General features: G+C 62.9%; 4 protein-coding genes. All 4 read right to left on the reverse strand.

Going from position 1 to position 4,357, the window contains the following annotated elements:
• Nucleotides 1–254: 254 nt before the first annotated feature.
• The 4 genes from CHR90_RS00030 to CHR90_RS00045 are packed head-to-tail and all read right to left on the reverse strand — an operon-like array spanning nt 255 to nt 4,070.
• Nucleotides 255–1,040 carry a class I SAM-dependent methyltransferase gene (locus CHR90_RS00030; RefSeq protein WP_094406466.1) on the reverse strand — a complete coding sequence of 262 codons (786 nt, stop codon included), beginning with the start codon at nt 1,038–1,040 and terminating at the stop codon, nt 255–257.
• Between the two features lie 11 nt (nt 1,041–1,051).
• The gene (locus tag CHR90_RS00035; RefSeq protein WP_094406468.1) at nt 1,052–1,828 is read right to left on the reverse strand and encodes an ABC transporter ATP-binding protein; all 777 of its coding nucleotides are present in this window, start codon (nt 1,826–1,828) and stop codon (nt 1,052–1,054) included.
• Entirely contained in the window at nt 1,825–2,898 is a 1,074-nt protein-coding gene (locus CHR90_RS00040; protein WP_094406470.1) for a FecCD family ABC transporter permease, read from the reverse strand. The genes CHR90_RS00035 and CHR90_RS00040 overlap by 4 nt, the downstream gene beginning before the upstream one ends.
• The gene (locus CHR90_RS00045; RefSeq protein WP_170941224.1) at nt 2,895–4,070 is read right to left on the reverse strand and encodes an ABC transporter substrate-binding protein; all 1,176 of its coding nucleotides are present in this window, start codon (nt 4,068–4,070) and stop codon (nt 2,895–2,897) included. Before CHR90_RS00045 ends, CHR90_RS00040 begins: the two co-directional genes overlap by 4 nt.
• Nucleotides 4,071–4,357: the final 287 nt, after the last annotated feature.

Genomic DNA, 4,357 nt, shown 5'->3' on the forward strand with positions numbered 1-4,357 from the left:
ATCCAGCGAAAGGGGCTGACCCATCCGTGCTGACCTCCTGCTCCAGCACAGAGGTTGAATCAGAAATCACAACACGAGGGAATCCTCTTTCGATTCGGAACGATCGAAAAACGCTCTAATGGCCTAACAGTTCGACTTCTCACTCCGTGTGCGGCAGCGGATCCGTGCCTTCGCTGAGAATCGCCAGGTAGCGCCAGTAGCTGAAGACCCGCCCTCGCTTCCGACCTGTGACCTCCTTCAACTTGCGGTCGGCTCTATGGTTTTTCCACCGACAGCGCAAAGCGCCGCGAGGCGTTGAGCCGCAGCCAATCGCCCCAGGGTTCATACCGCATACCCCAAAGGTAGACGGGCTGCACCGAATGGCGGCGCGGCTGCACGAAGCCGATGGCGGTCAGATCCTTGGTCAATTGTTCAACCGTCAACCCCTTGTTATAATGAACTTGCGCTAGGATGCGGCTGTGTTCGTCCAGGTCCATTGATTCGCCATGCCCCGACTTGCGGCTGCCGAGCAGCGCGGCAAGGGCGCGTAGCGCTTGCGTCATCGGTCCCGCCGACACCCAATCGCCATCGACGATCAACAGCCGACCGCCGGGCTTCAGCACTCGGAACCAGGTGGCGAAGGCCGCCATCGGGTCGGTCAGCGTCCAGACGAGATGCCGGGTCAGGATCCCGTCGTAACTGGCGTCGCTTTCCAGCGCAAGGGTTTCCACATCGCTCAGCCGGGCTGTGAACGGTAGGCCCGCGTGTTTGGCCTTGGCGCGCGCCAGCATCGGTTCGGCGAAATCGGCGCCCGTCACCTCCGCCCCCATCGCCAGCAGCATACGGCTGATTTCGCCGGTGCCGCAGGCGAGATCGAGCACCTTCTTGCCCGCCACATCGCCAAGCCCCGCGCGGAACAGCGCCTGCCAAGCCGAGGTTTCGGCCCCGTCGCGGATGCGATGGCCGCTGGACTGATCGAAGGTTTCGGCGCGCTTGGACCAATAGGCTCGGATATCTTCTTTGAGGTGATGATTCTGGCCATACATCGCATCGTTTGGCATAGGGCTGATCCTCAGGGCAAATAGGCTTCGAGGGCGAGCGACCCCCGGCTGGTGCGGCCGCTGGCAAGGCCGACGCCATAGACGCGGGCGCAATCGTCGCTAACCAGAAGATCGTCGGGCGCGCCATCGGCGATCAAACGACCGTTGCCGAGCAGCAGCACCCGGTCGGCATGGCGCGCGGCAAGGTTGAGGTCGTGGACGGCGGCGATGACAATGCTGCCGTCTTCCGCAGCAACCCGGCGCATGATGGCAAAGGCTTCAAGCTGATTGCGGATGTCGAGCGCGCTGGTCGGCTCGTCCAGCAACAGGACCGGGGCAGGGCGGGTTAGCGCCTGGGCGAGGGCGACCAATTGCTGCTGCCCGCCCGACAGTTCGGCAACGCAGCGGTCGGCCAGTGGCTCCAGCGAACAGCGAGCGAGGGCTTGGCCCACGGCGGCCAGATCGTCGCGCGCCGGGCGTCCACCTGTCCCGCACATGCGCGCAACCAGCAAGACTTCGAAGACGCTCAGCCGGGCAGAGGTGGCGTAGGTCTGCGGCACAAAGCGCACCAGCCCTGCCCGTGCTTCGGCGGATAGGCGGGCAAGATCGCTCTCGCCAAGGCGGACCGATCCGCTTTGCGTCGGCAGCAGCCCGGCAATTGCGCGCATCAGCGTCGATTTCCCGGCGGCGTTCGGGCCGATCAAGGCAATGCTGCTGCCGGGGAGGCAAGGGGCGAGGGAAACCGCGTCGAGAATCCGCCGAGCCCCATAGGCGACGGAAAGGTTTTCGACCGTTAAGGGTTGGCTCATGGACGGCTCCGCCGCGACAGGATCAGGGAGACGAAGAACGGCACCCCAACCAGCGCCGTAATGATCCCGATGGGATAAATCACACCCGGCACGAGGCTTTTCGACACGATGGACGTCACGGACAGCAGCAAAGCCCCCGCGAGGAAGGCGGCAGGGGCGAAAAAGCGCTGATCTTCCCCCACCAGCATGCGGGCGATATGCGGGCCGACCAGCCCGATGAAGCCGATCACGCCGACAAAGGAAACGGCGACGGCCGACAGAAAGGCAACCAGCACCAGCATGCGCAGGCGCAGGCGGCCCACATCGATCCCCAGGCTCGCCGCCCGCTCGTCGCCGACGCGTAGGGCCGTCAGGCGCCAGCGGTCGCGCCACATCAGCGGCAGCACGATCAGGCTAACGAGGGCCGCCATGGCGACCTTGTCCCAATTGGCGCGGGCCAAGGAACCGAGCATCCAGAAAACAATATGGGTCAACTGAGTTTCGGACGCGCGATATTGCAGCAGCCCCAGCAGGGCATTGAAGCTGAACATCAGGGCGATACCGAATAGAATCATTGTTTCGGGCGTCACCCCGCGCAGGCGCGTCAGCAGGAACACGGCGCAGGCGGCGCCCAGAGCAAAAACAAAAGCATTGGCCGTGACGATAAACGGCCCCGCCACTGGCAGGACGCTGAACCCGAAAACAATGGCCAGCGACGCGCCAACACTGGCCGCCGACGACAGACCCAGAGTGAAGGGATCGGCCAGCGGATTGCCAAGGATGGTCTGCATTTGTGCGCCGGCAAGCCCAAGCATCCCGCCGATCAGTAGTGCCATCAGCGCGACGGGCAGGCGGATATCCCAGATGATGATGCGCAGGCGCGGATCCGCCGTTTCGGGCCCAAGCACAGTTTTCAGGACGGTCAGCAGATCGAGTTGCCCCGGCCCGGTCGCAATATCGACGGCCAAGGACAGAAGACCGCCGAGCAGCAGCAGGAGCAAAAGCCCCTGCCGCCCCCGGCTGCGTGCGCGGTGGGACGCGACGGCTGCCGCGCCCCAAGCCTGCCCGCTATCGACCGGAGTGCCGGTCACTGAAGCTGCGCCCAGAACTGACCGGTCAGCGGGATCGGCGAAAAGCGCTGATGGTATTCGGCCAGGGTCGCATCCGGGTCAATGTCCTTGAACTCATCGGGATAGAGCCATTTGGCGAAGACTTGCAGCGCGACCACGTGGGACGGGCTGGTATAGAACTGGTGATAAACGCCGTAGAACTGCTTGGTCTGCACCGCCTTCAGCGTTGGCCAGCCCTTGCGGTTGGCGAGGCCCTTCAAGGCCGCTTGCACCGCCGTCGGGTTGGTTTCATAGCCGAAAGGCACCGCGACCGACCCCGGGGTCGATTCGGCCCAGTCAGCGCCGGTGCCGATGATTACCGGCAGGTTTTCGGCAAACACCGCTTCTTGGTTTACTTCGCCGCCGAGGCCCGCGAATTTCGCCGAGCCCCAGTTGCGCCCGCCTGCGGCCTGCAACACGGCGCCAAGGTTGGCATTGCCGAACGTCATGCAGCATTGATCGGGGGAATAGCCCGCCGCCCGTTCAAAGAAGACCGGCACCCGATCCTTATCCTTCTTTTGCGCGGCGCGGATCATCACCTTGCGGCTTTCGCGCAGGTAGAAATTCACAAATTCCTGTGCCTGCTTTTCCCGGCCGTAGATTTGGCCGACCAGCAGAATGCTTGGGACCGTATTGACCAGCGGTTCTTCGCGCAGGTCGATGAAGACCAACGGCACGCCCGCTTTTTCGAACTTGTCGATCATCCCGGTTTCGCGCGCCTTATAGATGCCGGACAGCGGCATCAGCACGACATCGGGTGCCAGCGACAGGGCTTTTTCGACCGAAAAATCACCGTTGAAGGCCGATCCGAAGCGCGGCAGCTTTTCCGCTTCCGGGAATTTCGTTTTAAACGCGCGGTAGGTGCCTGGATCGTAGAGGATCATATCCTCCGCCCACCCGGCGATCCGCTTAAACGGCTGATCCTTATCGAGAATCCCAAGGCCATACATCAGACGGCCTTCGCCAAGGATCACCCGATCCGCCCCGGCTTTCACCTTCACCGTGCGCCCGGCAAGATCGGTAACTTCGATCATCGGCGCTTGGGCGGCCGCAGCCATCGGCAACGCGCAAGCCGCAGTTAGAACCGCTGCGGCCAGGGCCGCTTTCAAACGGTGGATTAAGGGGAACCGGCTGCCCCGGTTCCGATGGGTCATCGGAAGCATAATCGTCTTTCTCGCAAAGCGCGGCAACGCGCCCGGTAAAACCAAGCGCGGTCAATTTGGGATCGAACGCTGTGCGGCGGCTGACGCGGGACCCCGGCGGAAGCCACCTCCGGGATAGCCGATCTCAAACGTGAATGCAAATGATTATCATTTTCTCTTGTGGGAGGCAAAACTCTAACCTCACCTGGTCCAAAAACTTGGGGCGGAGCACTGTGGCCGGGCTGGTCGCACTGATCCGTTGACAGCCGAGAGCAATGCCAACGTCAAACTTTTTAGGG

Source organism: Elstera cyanobacteriorum, assembly GCF_002251735.1.
Taxonomy (GTDB): Bacteria; Pseudomonadota; Alphaproteobacteria; order Elsterales; family Elsteraceae; genus Elstera; species Elstera cyanobacteriorum.

What these genes read in the sequence shown, in the direction of transcription:
- CHR90_RS00030 (WP_094406466.1), bottom strand. Translation starts at nt 1,040, where the DNA reads ATGCCAAACGATGCGATGTATGGCCAGAATCATCACCTCAAAGAAGAT.
- CHR90_RS00035 (WP_094406468.1), bottom strand. Translation starts at nt 1,828, where the DNA reads ATGAGCCAACCCTTAACGGTCGAAAACCTTTCCGTCGCCTATGGGGCT.
- CHR90_RS00045 (WP_170941224.1), bottom strand. Translation starts at nt 4,070, where the DNA reads ATGACCCATCGGAACCGGGGCAGCCGGTTCCCCTTAATCCACCGTTTG.